The sequence below is a fragment of the Streptomyces venezuelae genome, assembly GCF_008642375.1.
GTDB classification, from domain to species: domain Bacteria; phylum Actinomycetota; class Actinomycetes; order Streptomycetales; family Streptomycetaceae; genus Streptomyces; species Streptomyces venezuelae_G.
The window spans coordinates 5,975,611-5,987,574 of the sequence record NZ_CP029194.1 but is presented as its reverse complement, the minus strand read 5'-3'; the positions used below and the strand labels follow the sequence as shown (position 1 = coordinate 5,987,574).

The following is an 11,964-nucleotide window of genomic DNA, read 5'->3' as shown; positions in this document are numbered from 1 at the left end:
CCCGCCGGCCGGACCGGCGGGCGGGCGGGGTGGGCCGGCTCATCCCTTCGACGTCACCCCTTCGGCCTCGTCGGCCTTGTCGTGGCGCACGCGTCCGCTGGCCGCCAGCAGCGCGAGCACGGCGAGGACGACGAGAAGGATGAGCACCAGCAGCAGGACGGTGAGCACCGTCGGGTGGTTCCAGAGGGCGAAGACCAGCGCCAGGACGAGCAGCACCCCGATGGTCAGCCAGCGGCGGTACGTGTCCACCCAGGCGCCCGCCTTCCCGGCGCGCACTCCGTGGCCGTCGCCCCAGGCGGCGGCGGAGTCGGCCGCGCGCTCGGCCGCGCCCTGCACGGCACGCGGCAGGCGGCCGGAACCGGAGAGGTAGGCGCCGAGGGCCACCAGGATCCCGAGGACGATCGCTGTGCGCATGCTGACGCGCAGGAAGCGGAGGAGCGTGTCGAAGATCGCCGCGGCGGCGGCCGGCGACTGCACCTGCTCGGGAAGGTGGTCGAGGTAGTAGCGGCGGGCGATCACCAGGCCGATGGCGAACACCAGGCAGGCGGCGGCCGCCCCGAGGGCCGTGGTCACCAGGGCCCGCCGGCGGCGGCGGGCGAGCAGCACCCCGACGGCGCCGAGCACCACCGTGAGGACGGGCAGCCAGTTGCCGATGACGTCGAGCAGGTGGGCCAGGTCCCTGATCTTCTCCAGCTTGTCGGACTGGAAGAGCACCATCTGCTTGTCGACCTCGGGGATCTTCTCCGCCGGGGAGAGCCCGGCGTCCACGAGGTCCTTCTTCACCTCCTCGACGGCGGCTCCCACGTCGAGGGTGACCGTGCCGCCGCTGACCTCCACGGAGCCGCGGCCCTCACCGGTCAGCGCGTGCACCACCGCCGAGTGGGCGACCCGGTTGGCCCCGGTCCAGACGGCCTCGAACCGGTCGCTCTCGACGAAGCGGGTCGCCACCTTGGTGACGGCCTGGTCGACCGCCGAATCCAGCTGCGGTCCCAGCGATTTGATGGCGGTGCCGACCCGGGGCGGCAGCCCCTGGGACTCCAGCCAGGCCGCGATGTCGGACGTGACCTGCTCACCGTCGACCCTGGCGTCGGCGGCCTGGGCGATCCGGCTGACGGCCGCCGCCTCGATCGCCGGGTCCGACGCGAGCGGGGCGACCGTCGACACGTACCGATCGGAGTCGAGGACGATGTCGTGCACCCAGACGGTGATCAGGGACACCGGAACGAGAATGCAGGTGAGCGTGATCAGAACGGCCGAGACGGTGCTCGCCGCGATCCGTCCGGCACGTGAGCCCTTCCGGCCCGGCGGCGGCGCGTCGGGAGCGACGTCGGGCGGCTCGGGCGGGCGGGGAGGCTGCGGCGGCTCAGGCGGTGTGCTCATGACACTCCCGGACGGATGTGGAGACGTGACGAAAACTGCCTGCACCCCATTAGGTACGCACGGTGGACACCACCGCACTCCGGGTTGCTCCGCCGAGGGTGGGTGCCGCCCGCGGGCAGTGCGGGGGCCGACCGCGGGCAGGGGTGACGCCAAGGGACGCCAGGGGGCACGCCTCCGTCAGGCGGAGCGCCCCGGCGACCGTGATACTCGAAGGAACGGGACCTTGGCCCGGTAGTCCGGGAAGGCAGGCGCGGATCAGCGGCCCAAGGGATGCCCGGGACCGGATCGCAAGCTGCGAGGTGACGTCCATGAGCCAGCACACACCCCCGGGACAGAGAGGCGCGGGCCCCGCGCCGGGCAGGGAACACCGGTCCGGCGGCGGCCTCGCGGGCGGAGGCACCGTACTCGCCGCGGTACTGCTGTCCCTCGCCGGCGTCCTGGGCATCCTCCAGGGCATCACGGCCATCGCCAACGACGACGTGTACGCCCGCGTCGGCGATTACGTCTTCGAGTTCGACCTGACGGCCTGGGGCTGGATCCACCTGGTGCTCGGGGTCATCATCGTGCTGCTCGCGGTGGGCCTCTTCAAGGGCGCGGACTGGGCGCGGGCGGGAGGCATCACCCTGGCCGGCCTCAGTGCGGTCGCCAACTTCCTCTGGCTGCCGTACCAGCCGTGGTGGGCGCTCACGCTCCTGGCGATCGACGTCTTCATCATCTGGGCGCTGTGTGCCAGCTGGTCGCACGACTGACGGCGCCCGACAGCACACAGGAGGGCACACGACATGGCCACTGCTTCGGAAACCCCTGTCCTGGACACCCTCGCCGCCATGACGGTCGACTCGATCGAGCGCTGCGGCCTGGCTCCGGACATGCTCATGATCGCGCGGATCGCGGCCCTCGCCGCCTCGGACGCCCCGCCGATCTCCTACGCGGCCCACATCGAACTCGCCGTCGAGGTCGGCATGACCGCGGAACAGGTGCAGGACGTCCTGGTCGCCATCGCACCGATCGTGGGCACCGCCCGCGTCATGACCGCGGCGGGCAACATCTCCGCGGCGCTCGGCATCGCCATCGCCGTCGCGGACGCCGAGATCGAGTCCCCGGACTGAGCTGGGGCCCGAGAACGGGCCTCAACCCCAAGCCCCAAGCCCCAAGCACCAAGCACCAAGCACCAACCACCAGACCTCCCCCGACACCGATGCCCGGCGCGACCCCCACCGGAGCGGCCACGGACCTCCGGCCCTCGCGCCGGGCACTCCCACGGCACGGCCGGCACGAAGACCTGGCAGAAGGAGTACCGATGCCCCGGAACAGGAAGGCGACCACGGCGAAGCCAGCGGCGCGCCATGCCACGCCGAAGGAGCGCGCGGCGCTCGGCAGGAAGGCCCGGCGCCGCGCGCCGCGCTCGAGCCACGCCGAGTACGGGCCGTCCGCCGACAGACCCGACCCGCTGACGATCCTGGAGGCGCAGTCGTCGGCCCGGGTCCCCGAGCTCGTACCGATCCGCTACGGCCGGATGACGGAGTCCCCGTTCCGCTTCTACCGCGGCGCCGCGGCGATCATGGCCTCCGACCTGGCCGGCACTCCCCGCTCGGGCCTCACGGCCCAACTGTGCGGAGACGCGCACATGCTGAACTTCCGCCTCCTCGCCTCACCGGAGCGGCGGCTGATGTTCGACATCAACGACTTCGACGAGACGCTCCCCGGCCCCTGGGAGTGGGACGTCAAGCGGCTTTCGGCGAGCCTCGTCATCGCCGCCCGGGCGAACGGCTTCGACGACGCCGAGCGCGCCCGCATCGTCAGGCGCACGGTCCGCGCGTACCGCGAGGCGATGATCCGCCTCGCGGACATGCGCACCATCGACGTCTGGTACGCGAAGATCGACGCGGACCGCCTGGAGTCCCTGGCCACGGACCAACTCCACAAGCGCGGACGGAAGAAGCTGGCCCGCGCCATGGCGAAGGCCCGCACCCGCGACAGCCTGCAGGCCTTCGACAGGCTCACCGAGACGGTCGACGGCCGGCCCGTGATCGCGGCGGACCCCCCGCTGCTCGTCCCCGCGGGCGATCTGATGCCGGAATTCGAGCGCAACGCCCTCGAAGAACAGTTCCGCGACCTGGTGAGGCGGTACGGCGCCACGCTGCAGTCCGACCGGCGCACGCTCCTGTCGAGCTACCGGCTGGCGGACGTCGCCCGCAAGGTGGTGGGAGTCGGCAGCGTCGGCACCCGCTGCTGGATCTTCCTGCTGCTCGGCCGGGACGACGAGGACCCGCTCTTCCTCCAGGCCAAGGAGGCGGACACCTCGGTGCTCGCCCCGTTCGTCGGCGCGAGCGCGTACCGCAACCAGGGTGAGCGCGTGGTCTCCGGCCAGCGGCTGATGCAGGCCACCAGCGACATCTTCCTCGGCTGGGAGCGCGTGGACGGGATCGACGGCAGGCGCCGCGACTTCTACGTACGCCAGTTGCGCGACTGGAAGGGCATCGCGATGCCGGAGCGGATGCGGCCCAAGGACATGGAGGCCTTCGGCGACCTGTGCGGGGTCACGCTGGCACGCGCGCACGCCCGGTCCGGCGACCGGATCGCGATCGCCGCGTACCTGGGCAGCGGCGACTCCTTCGACCGCGCGCTCGCCACGTTCGCGGAGGCCTACGCCGACCAGAACGAACGCGACCACCAGGCCCTGCTCGACGCCGTACGCGTGGGCCGGCTGCCCGCGGAGGAGCTGCCGACACCCTGAGGCCGTCCGGAGTGCGGCGGGCCCCGCCACAGCGCACTCTGAAGGTAGTTCGTCCCACCGGATCAAGGCTTCCGAACCGGACAGCCGTGGTCCGCCACGACCGGCAGGAGATCGGCCATGAAGGATTCGATGGTGAACCTGGCAGTGGACTACCCGCTGCTCAACATGTTCTGGACCATGTTGATGATCTTCCTCTGGATCCTCTGGTTCATGCTGCTGTTCCGCATCATCGGCGACATCTTCCGCGACGACGAGCTGGGCGGCTGGGCCAAGGCCGGGTGGACCGCGTTCGTCATCCTGCTGCCGTTCCTGGGCGTGTTCGTCTACCTGATCGCCCGGGGGAAGAGCATGGGCGAACGCGAGCTGACCCGGGTCCGCCAGAACGAGGAGCAGTTCCGCTCCTACGTGCGCGAGACCGCCGGGACGGGCGGCGGCCACGCGGAGGAACTGGCCAGGCTCGCCGAACTGAAGGACCGCGGCGCGATCACGGAAGCCGAGTTCGCCCAGGCCAAGGCCAAGGTCCTCGCCGGCTGACGCGCGGGGCGCGGGTACATGGTCCTCGACCTGGTCGTCATCGGCCTGGCCATCACGCTCTACCCGCTGCCGGGGATGGCCTTCGTACTGGTCGTGTCCGCGCCCCGGGGGGTGTACAAGGGTCTGGCCTTCATCCTCGCCTGGCTCGCCTGCCTGGTGGCCGTGATCGCCATGGTCCTGCTGTTCACGGGCGGACAGCCGCCCGCGCCCCGCTCTCCGCCCTCGTTCGTGGGCCTCGTGGCCATGCTGGTCATCGGCCTGGGCCTGATCGGGTACGGCGAACACCGACGGCGCCGCCGCCGCGCGGCCGCCGCGGCCGGCTCCCCGCCCGGGTCCGCCGAGGACGACGCCGGGGAGTCGATGAAGTCCCGCATGAACCGGCCCTCGGCATGGTCGGCGGCCGGACTCGCCGTCCTCCTGCAGCCCTGGGGCATGGTGAGCGCCGCGGCCACCACCGTGGTGAAGGCCGACCTCTCCCACGCGTCCTCCTTCCTGGCCCTCCTCGGCTTCTGCCTCCTGGCCACCTCCACGCTGCTGGCGATGGAGCTCTACATGGTGTTCGCGCCCGAGAAGGCGCAGCGCGACCTGATACGCCTGCGCTCCTGGATGTCCCGCCACAAGGACCAGGCGATCGTCCTCGTCTGCCTCCTCCTGGGCCTGTGGCTGGTCGGCAGGAGCCTGTACGAACTCACGGGCTGAGCCGTCCGCCTCATCTCCCCTGGCGGACGACGGGCGCGGGGGGATGGTGGACCGAATGACCCGCTTCGGGCTTCGGGCGGGTGTCGAGGGGGCTCTTGGCGGGGGCTCCGTTCCCGCCGGCCGGGTGCGGCTCTGCTGACGCCAGGAGGGAGTCGCAGTAGGTCGCGACATCCTTGCCGTCGGCCGCGGCGATCAGACGCTCCCGGGCTGCCGCCGCCAATGCCACGGCCTTGCCCTTGTCTTCACCCTTGTCCTTGTCCAGGGACTTCTCGTACGTACGGCAGAAGGCCTCGCTCGACCGGGGCGACCGGGCCGGATCGCCGGAGACGCGGGGCGTGGCGGGGGCTCCTTCAAGGGCCGGTGAGCTCGGGGCCGGGGACGCGGACGCGGGGCTCGCGGGCTCCCGTGACGGCGCCGGAGCAGTCGTACTGCTGCGGGGTTCGGGTACGCGGACCTCGGGCTCGTCGAAGGAGTCGTGCGACGCCGCCGCGGCGAACGCCACGCCGCCCAGGGTCAGGCTCGCGGCGAGGGCCGCGAGCGCGGTTCTCAGCGGGCGGCCCGTGCCCCGTTCCGGTACGGGACGCCAGTCCTCGCGACGTCGGGTGCGCCGGGACCCGTGCAGGCCCGTGTCGCGGGCGGCGCGGAACGCGGCGACGGCCTCCTGGGCCGAGGCATCGTCCACGCCACTGGGGCGCAGGGCAGCGGCCAGTGCTGCCTCGACGTCGTCGTGTTCCCGCATGCCGCCTTCACCTCTCATCCCGCTCGTCCCCGTCAGCCCGGTCATCCCAGCATCTCCTTCGCGAGCCGCCGCAGCCCGCGGTGCGCGGCGGAGCGTACCGCTCCCACCCGCTTGCCCAGCACCCGCGCCGCCGCGGGTCCGTCCAGTCCGACGACCACCCGCAGCAGCACCGCCTCGGCCTGGTCCCGTGGGAGCCCGGCGACCAGGGCCAGGGCCTCGGCGGTGGACATCGCCTCCAGAGCCTCGCCCGCCGTCTCCCGTGGTGAGGGCAGGTCGAGGATCTCCTGCTCGAAGGGGGCCGTACGCGGCCGGGAGCGCAGACGGCGCAGATGGTCCAGCGCGCGGTGGCGGGCGATGGTCGCGGTCCAGCCGCGGAACCCCGCGCCGTCTCCGCGGAACCGCCCCAGGTCGCGGGCTATCTCGAGCCACGCGTCGGAGGCCACGTCCTCGGCGGAGTCGCCGACCAGTCCTCTCAGATATCCCAGGAGTCCGGGCTGCACGATCCGGTACGCGTCGGCGAACGCCTCGTCGTCACCGTTCTGCGCACGTTCCACCGCGTGCTGCAGAGTGGCGTCGTCCGCCCTCAAATGATCTTCCCTCGGTCTTGCTGCGCCCCGCTGTCCGGCGCATCACCCTACGCGGCGGTCAGTCGCCGGCCGTCGGCCCCCTGGGAGAGCGGCAGGGGCTTGGGAGGACGCGGGACCAGCAGGAAGAGCTCGTGGGCGGATTCGTCCGGTCCCAGCTCGAAGCGGTTGACCACCTTGCCGAGCGGGTTCCAGGCCTGTCCGTCGGGCGTCCGGACACCGACCGGCTGACGGAAGAGTTCGGAGGTCATGTCGTCGAAGTCGACCCAGCGGGCCCGCGCCTGCCGGACGATCACCTCGCCGACGTACGCGCCGAGCTCCTGGAGGACCGGCGCGACGGCGACCGGATCGTCGGCTCCCTGCCGCAGACCGTCCACCACGCGGTCGACGATGCGCAGGCTGGCCGCGGAGAAGTCGAGGGGAAGCCGTGACCTCACGGTCGTGCGGGAGGCGAACACGGAGGCGCACCGGCTCATGTCGGCGGCCCGCAGCGTGCGGCTGACTCGGTCCATCGGTCCCACCCCTCGTGTGTGGACCGGTGCGGCTGCCCCGGTCCCCTGGTTCCTCGGGAGGCCGCGGATGCGCCACGCCCTCCCAAGAACCCAGCGGAACCGGGCTCGGGATCATCACGGGTCAGCACTGTGATCAGCGCCACACCTTCGGGCAGACCCGCTATCGGCCGAAGTCGGGGTCGGCGGAAGTGCGCTTGTAGGCGCACGAGTAGGACACGCCGGGTTCCCCGACCACCGGGACACTCACGCTCATCCGCAGCTCCCCGTTCTCCACGTAGAACGCCAGAGAACGGTGGTCGTTCCGATTCTCGAAACGAAGCACCAGATACGGCGTCAGGCCGGGGTCCTTGTTGACCGCATGCCATTTCCCGTCGACCGTGAGGCGCGTCACCTTGTCGTCGTCCGGCCCGGGGCCGGCCCATTCGATCGGAAAATTCTTGACGGAGAAGCCGTAGTCGTCACGCAGCCGAACGACCGGAAGCGGCTTTCTGCATTTCGGCGCCCCGTCCCATCGGCCGACCAGTTCGGCATGATGCACGGCCTCCGGAAGGACAGGGGCCGGCCCGCTCGGCCCGCAGGCGGACGAGCCGAGCAGCGCCGAGGCGGCAGTCGCAAGGATCGCACCGATGCGAAGTACGTCGTTCTTCACGCCATCTTCCAGTCACTCCGGGCAGCGGGGCACGCCCCGACTCGACGGTCTCAGAACCTACTCCCCGGAGCGGGAGCGAAGAAGAGCTCCGGCACCAGGGCGGCGACCGAGAAGGGCCTGAACTGCGGATCAGCCACCACGTGATGGATGAACTCGGGTGTGGACGTGTCCACCTGACGCCGCTCCGGGCAGCCTCGCCCCCGCGTCACGATGGGCCACTCGTCCGCCGTCCGGCCATTGACCAGCCAGTAGCACTCGCCTTCGGTCCGACTGGATCCCCGCCGAATGAGCCCGGTCCGACCAGGCCGGTAGATCTGGTGCGGCGCGTGAAGCAAGTCCCCACCCTCGGCCGGGGCATCGGCATCGAGTCCTCGCAGCGGCTCGGGCAGACGTGCCGCAACGCACGAAGGTCCTGTGCCGTTGAGTGAGGTGTTCGACGTATCAACTCACGTGCACAGGAGCCTCGTTGATTCCCCGCGGCGCAGGGCGACCATCGGCTGATGGCCGATCTGCGCCGCAGGGGCGTGGTCAGCGGGCCAGGAAGGCGAGGATGCGCTGGTTGACTTCCTGTGGCTTCTCGGCGAGGAGGTGGTGGCCGGCGCCTTCGATCATCGCGCCGTCCGATCCCGGCGGCAGCATGGCGACGATGTCGGCGAGCGTCGCCTCGTCGACCACGGGGTCCTCGGTTCCGTGGAGGTACAGAGTGGGCTGGGAAGGCAGCTTGTTCAGCACGCCGGCCATCTCCCACTCCGGGGTGCCGAATGTCGCGGCCGGGAAGTTCTGCCGGTAGAGCTCCAGGCCGAGGTGGAGCCTCTCCGGCGTGTTGAGACCCTCCTTCATCGCCTTGCGGTCCTCGGTGGAGTCGTAGCCGGGGACGTTCCCCGTCCAGTGGTCCCAGAGCCAGTCGAGGTAGGCGAGGTCGTCGGCCGCGACGAGCTGGTCGGCTATGGCCATCTGGAAGAAGTAGAAGTGGACGTACCGCTCGATCCTGTCGGGATCCGCGCTGTTGCGGTCGTAGAACTCCAAGGGCGGGACGTCGTTGACGACGACCTTGGCCCACCGCTCGGGTGCGGCCGCGGCGGCGCCCCAGGTGGTGAAGCCGCCCCAGTCGTGCCCGATCAGGACGGCGTCGGAGCCGCCACCGAGCGCCTCGTGCAGGCCGTTGGCGTCGGCGATCAGGTCGGGAAGGCGCATGCTGCCGTCCGGCGGCACCTGGGACGGGGCGAACCCCCGCATGGTGGGGACCACGGCGCGATATCCCGCTTCGGCCAGCGCGGGCATGAGGTACCGGTACAGCCTGGGCGTGTCGAAGCCGTGCAGCATCAGGGCGAGCGGCCCTTCTCCCGCTTCGACGTAGGCCAGGTCCAGGCCGTTGACGATGATCCGCTTGTGTTCCATCTCCAGCTCCTCGTCTCCGAGAACTTCTAAAAAGAACGTTCTAACTAGTCGGAAGCTAGCACGGCGTTCGCGCGGTCCACAAGCTAGAACGAACGATCTATCCAGTAGGCTCTGCCGTATGGCGAACACACCACAGCCGGGCACACGGGAGCGCATCGTCCGCGCGGCATCCCTGCTGATGCAGCGGCAGGGGTACGAGGGGACCGGCATCAAGCAGGTCGCCCAGGAGGCCGAGGCCACGCTCGGCTCGGTCTACCACTTCTTCCCCGGCGGCAAGCAGGCTGTGGGCGTGGCCGCGGTCCAGCATGCCGACCAGGAGTTCGCCGACCTGCTGTCGGCGTCATTGTCCGGAGAGGCCGACCCGGCGAAGGCCATCGCCGCCTGCGCCCGCGCGCTCGCCCGCCACCTGCGCGACTCCGAATGGGTGGACGGCTGCCCGATCAGCGCGACCGCACTGGAAACCACCGGGCGGGTCCCTGCCATCGAGGAGGCCGTCGCCCAAGCCTTCCAGCACTGGCGGGACATGGTGGCAGACACGCTTCGCGAAGCCGGATTCCCGCAGGACGACGCGCACGACCTGGCCACCACTGTCATCAGCACTCTCGAAGGCGCCGAGCTCACCGCACAGGTCTTCAAGAGCGAGACACCGCTGACTGTCGCGGGCGAGCACCTGGCCCGGCTCATCGACTCCTACAAGGGGTGAGAGTCACCCACCGTGCAGAGCTTGTGAAGAAGCGGCCCCGAACGCATGCGGCAACCGGCCCTCGTCGCCGGCCTCACCACCAAGACCGGCCGGGCCATTGACCTCCATGCCCTGACCATCAGCTGTAGCCGGTCAGGGCGTTGTCGACGGTGCCATCGGCAACGACTTGGGTGGGTAGCTGCGCAGGACCAAGGACGTGGTGACCGGTCCATAGCGGGCGAGGGAGTCCACAACCTGCTCAAGGCGTTCGGCGTGAGAACAGTACACATCGAGCAGCAGGCAGTCCTCCCCGGTCACGCGGAGGGTCGAGACGACCTCGGGAGTCCGGGCGGCAACGGTGAGCGCTTGGGTCAGCTGCGCGTGGGTGGTGCGTAGCCGAACGACGGCGTGGATGTTCAGTCCGACTGCGGCTGGGGCGACGACGGCGCGGTAGCCGGTGATGATCCCGTTCTTCTCCAGTCGTTGGATGCGGGCGCCGGCTGCCGGCTGGGACAGCCCGACTCGGCGTCCGACCTCGGCTCCGGTGAGCCGGCCGTCGGCCTGGAGCAGGTCCAGGATGGCACGGTCGATCTCGTCGAGTGATTCCATCGTTGTCACCCCCACTTTCTTTGAGATCACTTGCTGAGCCCGACCATTGGCGATGATCCGTCGAGAATCGCCCCAGGGCGTCCCGGCGAGGCACGGGAGCCACGATTGGTAGGGCGGTAGACGATGGTCGCGTACGTCATCATTCCCGGGATCGACGGTTCGGATGACCGGCACTGGCAGAGCGTGTGGGAGAAGCGATGGGGGCCCTCAGCGGTCCGGATCGCGCCGGCCTCGTGGACCGGGCCGGACCTGCCGGACTGGTGTGCAGCGATCCAGACCGCCTACGAGGTCGCTTCCCGGCGTGACGACCAGGTGGCGTTGGTGGCTCACAGTCTTGGATGCTGGGCAGCCGCACACTGGCTGGAGCAGGCGCGCCCCGACACGGTGGTGGCGTTCCTGGTTGCGCCTCCCGATCCCCGAGGACCGGCGTTCCCGCGCGCGGCCGCTCCGACGTTCCTGAGCCTGTCCGCTCGCCCGTTGCCGTGCCCGAGCCTGATGGTGGCCAGTGACGACGACCCCTACTGCGACCGGAAGACGTCCGCCTCCTTCGCGCACGGGTGGCGGGCACAAGGCCACCTCATCGAAGGCCACGGCCACATCAATTCCGACAGCAACCTCGGTGACTGGCGGGCGGGTCTGGAACTCCTGCGCGGACTCGTCGACTGCTGAGGTGACTCATCCGGCACGGAGGCCCTCCGCTGCGATGCCGGTCCTCACCCTGCACGGAAAGCCCGTCGGGACACCTTGCCCGCGCAAGACGCTCGGCGCCCTCGCGGCCCCTCACCTCCTGGTACGGCACGAGACTCAGGCGGCCTCAAGGGAGTCGATCCAGGCGGTCAAGCGAGCGCCCTCACGGTCCATTACCCCCGGATCCCGCAGGGCGTTGGCCAGCAAGGACATGCCCTGATAGGCACCCACCAAGGTAAGGGCCAAGCCCTCGGGCTCCGGCTGGCCGAGCTCGCGGAACTGACCCTCCACCCAGGTCAGCAGGAGCCGGACGACCCTGCCCGCTTCGACGTCCAGGCCACCCTGGTCGCGTTTTCCCAGCTCCACAGCGAGAGTGCCGGTCGGGCAGCCGTAGCGGACGGCGAGGTCACGCTGACTCACCCAGCCTTCGATCAGGCCTTTGAGGCGCTCACGAGGATCGGTGAGCTGGCTCAGGTGGCCGATGAGCAGGTTCAGGTGTCGCTCGTGCTCGGACAGTGCCGCGGCGACGAGTTCGTCCTTGGTCTTGAAGTAGTAGTACACGTTGCCCACGGGCACCTCGGCCGCGCGCGCTATGTCGGCGATGGTGGTGCGCTCGGCGCCTTGCCGGTGGACGACGTCGGCCGCGGCCTCCACGAGTCGCTGCCGCTTCGCGCCGGCGACTCGGGCACGGACAGACTGCTGCGAGTGAGTCACCCGACTAACTATACGGCCCGGCGAGTGCTACGCTCCCCCA

Annotated in this window: 15 protein-coding genes; 7 read left to right on the top strand and 8 right to left on the bottom strand. The window is 70.5% G+C overall.

Features of this window, described 5'->3' with window-relative positions:
• Nucleotides 1–39: 39 nt before the first annotated feature.
• The gene (locus DEJ46_RS27455; protein WP_150270550.1) at nt 40–1,380 is read right to left on the bottom strand and encodes a hypothetical protein; all 1,341 of its coding nucleotides are present in this window, start codon (nt 1,378–1,380) and stop codon (nt 40–42) included.
• 308 nt (nt 1,381–1,688) lie between these two features.
• On the opposite strand from DEJ46_RS27455, the gene DEJ46_RS27450 reads away from it, so the two are divergent.
• The 5 genes from DEJ46_RS27450 (at nt 1,689) to DEJ46_RS27430 (ending at nt 5,350) form a co-directional block, all read left to right on the top strand.
• Nucleotides 1,689–2,129 carry a hypothetical protein gene (locus tag DEJ46_RS27450; protein WP_150270548.1) on the top strand — a complete coding sequence of 147 codons (441 nt, stop codon included), beginning with the start codon at nt 1,689–1,691 and terminating at the stop codon, nt 2,127–2,129.
• Between the two features lie 33 nt (nt 2,130–2,162).
• The gene (locus DEJ46_RS27445) at nt 2,163–2,489 is read left to right on the top strand and encodes a carboxymuconolactone decarboxylase family protein (RefSeq protein ID WP_150270547.1); all 327 of its coding nucleotides are present in this window, start codon (nt 2,163–2,165) and stop codon (nt 2,487–2,489) included.
• Nucleotides 2,490–2,680: 191 nt separating this feature from the next.
• Nucleotides 2,681–4,117 (top strand): DUF2252 domain-containing protein, encoded by a 1,437-nt coding sequence (locus DEJ46_RS27440; protein ID WP_150270545.1) that lies wholly within the window; start codon nt 2,681–2,683, stop codon nt 4,115–4,117.
• A 117-nt stretch (nt 4,118–4,234) separates the two neighbouring features.
• Nucleotides 4,235–4,651 carry an SHOCT domain-containing protein gene (locus DEJ46_RS27435; RefSeq protein ID WP_150270543.1) on the top strand — a complete coding sequence of 139 codons (417 nt, stop codon included), beginning with the start codon at nt 4,235–4,237 and terminating at the stop codon, nt 4,649–4,651.
• A gap of 18 nt (nt 4,652–4,669) precedes the next feature.
• A complete protein-coding gene (locus tag DEJ46_RS27430; RefSeq protein ID WP_150270541.1) occupies nt 4,670–5,350 on the top strand; it encodes a GAP family protein in 681 nt (226 codons plus the stop codon).
• A 10-nt stretch (nt 5,351–5,360) separates the two neighbouring features.
• Here DEJ46_RS27430 and DEJ46_RS27425 read toward each other — a convergent pair whose 3' ends face one another.
• From DEJ46_RS27425 to DEJ46_RS27405, 5 genes are all read right to left on the bottom strand, one after another.
• Nucleotides 5,361–6,089, bottom strand: a complete 729-nt coding sequence (locus DEJ46_RS27425; RefSeq protein WP_150270539.1) for a hypothetical protein — start codon at nt 6,087–6,089, stop codon at nt 5,361–5,363.
• Between the two features lie 41 nt (nt 6,090–6,130).
• The gene (locus tag DEJ46_RS27420; RefSeq protein WP_150270537.1) at nt 6,131–6,676 is read right to left on the bottom strand and encodes an RNA polymerase sigma factor; all 546 of its coding nucleotides are present in this window, start codon (nt 6,674–6,676) and stop codon (nt 6,131–6,133) included.
• Nucleotides 6,677–6,723: 47 nt separating this feature from the next.
• On the bottom strand, nt 6,724–7,185 hold the full coding sequence (locus DEJ46_RS27415) for a hypothetical protein (protein WP_190622919.1): 462 nt from the start codon (nt 7,183–7,185) through the stop codon (nt 6,724–6,726).
• A gap of 160 nt (nt 7,186–7,345) precedes the next feature.
• Nucleotides 7,346–7,834, bottom strand: a complete 489-nt coding sequence (locus DEJ46_RS27410) for a hypothetical protein (RefSeq protein ID WP_150270535.1) — start codon at nt 7,832–7,834, stop codon at nt 7,346–7,348.
• Nucleotides 7,835–8,362: 528 nt separating this feature from the next.
• A complete protein-coding gene (locus tag DEJ46_RS27405; protein WP_150270533.1) occupies nt 8,363–9,232 on the bottom strand; it encodes an alpha/beta fold hydrolase in 870 nt (289 codons plus the stop codon).
• 118 nt (nt 9,233–9,350) lie between these two features.
• Here DEJ46_RS27405 and DEJ46_RS27400 point away from each other — a divergent pair, with 118 nt between their 5' ends.
• On the top strand, nt 9,351–9,935 hold the full coding sequence (locus DEJ46_RS27400) for a TetR/AcrR family transcriptional regulator (RefSeq protein ID WP_150270531.1): 585 nt from the start codon (nt 9,351–9,353) through the stop codon (nt 9,933–9,935).
• A 132-nt stretch (nt 9,936–10,067) separates the two neighbouring features.
• Here the strand turns inward: DEJ46_RS27400 and DEJ46_RS27395 are convergent, their stop codons facing one another.
• Nucleotides 10,068–10,523, bottom strand: a complete 456-nt coding sequence (locus tag DEJ46_RS27395; protein WP_150270529.1) for an Lrp/AsnC family transcriptional regulator — start codon at nt 10,521–10,523, stop codon at nt 10,068–10,070.
• A 123-nt stretch (nt 10,524–10,646) separates the two neighbouring features.
• Between DEJ46_RS27395 and DEJ46_RS27390 the strand changes: the two genes are divergently transcribed.
• Complete coding sequence (locus tag DEJ46_RS27390) at nt 10,647–11,192, top strand: RBBP9/YdeN family alpha/beta hydrolase (protein WP_150270528.1); 546 nt, start codon at nt 10,647–10,649, stop codon at nt 11,190–11,192.
• A gap of 135 nt (nt 11,193–11,327) precedes the next feature.
• Here DEJ46_RS27390 and DEJ46_RS27385 read toward each other — a convergent pair whose 3' ends face one another.
• Entirely contained in the window at nt 11,328–11,924 is a 597-nt protein-coding gene (locus tag DEJ46_RS27385; protein ID WP_150270526.1) for a TetR/AcrR family transcriptional regulator, read from the bottom strand.
• Nucleotides 11,925–11,964: the final 40 nt, after the last annotated feature.

Bases quoted from the DNA above. Each gene is read 5' to 3' on its own strand.
- DEJ46_RS27390 (WP_150270528.1), top strand. From the start codon at position 10,647: ATGGTCGCGTACGTCATCATTCCCGGGATCGACGGTTCGGATGACCGG.
- DEJ46_RS27405 (WP_150270533.1), bottom strand. From the start codon at position 9,232: ATGGAACACAAGCGGATCATCGTCAACGGCCTGGACCTGGCCTACGTC.
- DEJ46_RS27455 (WP_150270550.1), bottom strand. From the start codon at position 1,380: ATGAGCACACCGCCTGAGCCGCCGCAGCCTCCCCGCCCGCCCGAGCCG.
- DEJ46_RS27430 (WP_150270541.1), top strand. From the start codon at position 4,670: ATGGTCCTCGACCTGGTCGTCATCGGCCTGGCCATCACGCTCTACCCG.
- DEJ46_RS27425 (WP_150270539.1), bottom strand. From the start codon at position 6,089: ATGCGGGAACACGACGACGTCGAGGCAGCACTGGCCGCTGCCCTGCGC.
- DEJ46_RS27395 (WP_150270529.1), bottom strand. From the start codon at position 10,523: ATGGAATCACTCGACGAGATCGACCGTGCCATCCTGGACCTGCTCCAG.
- DEJ46_RS27450 (WP_150270548.1), top strand. From the start codon at position 1,689: ATGAGCCAGCACACACCCCCGGGACAGAGAGGCGCGGGCCCCGCGCCG.
- DEJ46_RS27415 (WP_190622919.1), bottom strand. From the start codon at position 7,185: ATGGACCGAGTCAGCCGCACGCTGCGGGCCGCCGACATGAGCCGGTGC.
- DEJ46_RS27440 (WP_150270545.1), top strand. From the start codon at position 2,681: ATGCCCCGGAACAGGAAGGCGACCACGGCGAAGCCAGCGGCGCGCCAT.
- DEJ46_RS27400 (WP_150270531.1), top strand. From the start codon at position 9,351: ATGGCGAACACACCACAGCCGGGCACACGGGAGCGCATCGTCCGCGCG.
- DEJ46_RS27435 (WP_150270543.1), top strand. From the start codon at position 4,235: ATGAAGGATTCGATGGTGAACCTGGCAGTGGACTACCCGCTGCTCAAC.
- DEJ46_RS27445 (WP_150270547.1), top strand. From the start codon at position 2,163: ATGGCCACTGCTTCGGAAACCCCTGTCCTGGACACCCTCGCCGCCATG.